General features: G+C 70.7%; 2 protein-coding genes. Both read right to left on the reverse strand.

Translation table 11 applies throughout. The features are described from left to right. The coding region (locus K9U41_RS22640) for an AAA family ATPase (RefSeq protein ID WP_282643094.1) at window positions 1–643 on the reverse strand (643 nt) is incomplete at its 3' end. Between the two features lie 101 nt (window positions 644–744). Then, on the reverse strand, window positions 745–2,166 hold the full coding sequence (locus tag K9U41_RS22645; protein WP_432715850.1) for a DegQ family serine endoprotease: 1,422 nt from the start codon (window positions 2,164–2,166) through the stop codon (window positions 745–747). Window positions 2,167–2,174 lie beyond the last annotated feature (8 nt).

Genomic DNA, 2,174 nt, shown 5'->3' on the forward strand with positions numbered 1-2,174 from the left:
CTTCCTCGGCCAGGGTCAGCGCAGCCCGCCCATCCCCGTCCGCCATGTTGAGCAGGGCGAAGCGGGCATCCTCGGTCAGCGGCAGGGCCTTGCCCTCCACCTCCTCCGCCCGCGTCAGCAGGCGGGCGATGGCGTCCTGGTCCAGCGACTTGAACACCAGCACGCGGGCGCGGGACAACAGCGCCGCGTTCAGCTCGAAGGACGGGTTCTCGGTGGTGGCGCCCACCAGGGTGACGGTGCCGTCCTCCATCACCGGCAGGAAGCTGTCCTGCTGGGCGCGGTTGAAGCGGTGGATCTCATCCACGAACAGCAGCGTCGCCTTGCCCACCAGACGGCGGGCGCGGGCCTGCTCGAACACCTTCTTGAGGTCCGCGACGCCGGAGAAGATGGCCGAGATCTGCTCGAAATGCAGGTCGGTGGCGGAGGCGAGCAGCCGGGCCACCGTGGTCTTGCCGGTGCCCGGCGGCCCCCACAGGATGAGGGAGCCGAGCGAGCGCGTCTCCAGCATGCGGGTGAGCACGCCGTCGGGCCCCACCAGATGCTCCTGGCCCACCACTTCGGAGAGCTTGGCCGGCCGCAGCCGGTCGGCGAGCGGGCGCGGCACGTCGCTTCCCAGTCCCGCCGCCTCGAACAGATCGGCCATGGGCGTTGTCTCTCGTCCTCTCGCTCGCGTTTCTTCAACCCACGGCCCCGGTCTTCGACCGATGCCGAAAGGGCTTCGCTCAGGCGCGGCGGGCCATCGACTCAGCCCGGCAGCAGTGCTGTGATGGTGCGCCCGGCGCGCCCCACCGTCACCCGCCAGGCCCTGAGCGGCGTGCGCACCAGTTGCTCCAGGTCGCGGGTGCGGCCGATTTTCTCGCCGTTCACCTCCATCACCACGTCCCCGGGCTTGAAGCCGGCGGCGGCGGCGGGGGAATTGTCGTCCACGTCAAAGATCACCACGCCGGTGGCGTTGGCATCCACCTTCAGCTCCTCGGCCACCGCCGGCGACAGGTTCACCACGGTGGCGCCGGCGAAGGGCGAGCGGGCGCGCACCACCACCACGTCGCGCGGCACCGTCTCCGGCGCGCCCTCCAGGACCACCACGAGGCTCACCTCCTTGCCGCCGCGGTTGACCGCCAGCGCCGCCTTGCCGCCGATAGGCCGGGTGGCGAAGCGGTAGTTGAGGGATTCGGGATCGTCGATGGCCTGCCCCTCCACCGCGACGATGAGGTCCCCCAGCCTGAGGCCCGCCTTGGCGGCCGGGCTCTGGGCCACCACGTCCTGCACCAGCACGCCGGTGGGGCGCGGCAGGCCGAGGCTTTCGGCAATGTCGGGCGTCACCCGCTGGAGCTTTGCCCCGAGCCACGGCCGGCGCACCGACTTGGAGCCGCCCTTCGCCTGCTCCACCACCACCCGCACCATGTTGACCGGAATGGCGAAGCCGATGCCGATGGAGCCGCCCGAGCGGGAATAGATGGCGCTGTTGATGCCCACCAGCCGCCCTTCCATGTCCACCAGCGCACCGCCGGAATTGCCGGGATTGATGGCCGCATCGGTCTGGATGAAGAACTGGTAGTCGGAGATCCCCACCTGGGTGCGGGCCAGCGCGGAGATGATGCCCTGCGTCACCGTCTGGCCGACGCCGAAGGGATCGCCGATGGCCAGCGCCAGGTCGCCCACGGCCAGCTCGTCCGAATTGCCCAGTTCGATGGAGGCGAAGGTCTCCTTCGCCTCGGTCTTGATGCGCAGCACCGCGAGGTCCGTGCGCTGGTCGCGCAGCAGCACCTCGGCCTCATATTCGCGCCGGTCGTTGAGGGCGATGCGGATCTCGTCGGCCCCCTCGATGACGTGGAAATTGGTGACGACGATGCCGGAGGGATCCACGATCACGCCGGACCCGAGCGAGCGCTGCACCCGCTCCGGCGCGCGCAGCCCCGGGCCGCCCTGCCCGCCGAAGAACCGGCGGAAGAAGGGGTCGTCGAAGATGGGATTGGCCCGCTGCTGGGCGGTCTTCTGGGCATAGACATTGACCACCGCCGGCGCGGTGCGCGCCACCACGGGCGCGAAGGAGAGCTTCACCTGCGGCGCGGAGGCCGGAACCTGCGGCTGGATCTGCGCCTGCGCCTCGACGCGCATTGGTGCGCCCAAGGACCGCGCGGGAGCGTCAGCCTGCCCCGCCCCCATTGCCGCCC

The sequence above is a fragment of the Xanthobacter autotrophicus genome (genome assembly GCF_029991245.1).
Taxonomy (GTDB): Bacteria; Pseudomonadota; Alphaproteobacteria; order Rhizobiales; family Xanthobacteraceae; genus Xanthobacter; species Xanthobacter autotrophicus_C.

Coding starts and splice junctions, on each gene's coding strand:
- K9U41_RS22645 (WP_432715850.1), bottom strand. CDS start 2,166: ATGGGGGCGGGGCAGGCTGACGCTCCCGCGCGGTCCTTGGGCGCACCA.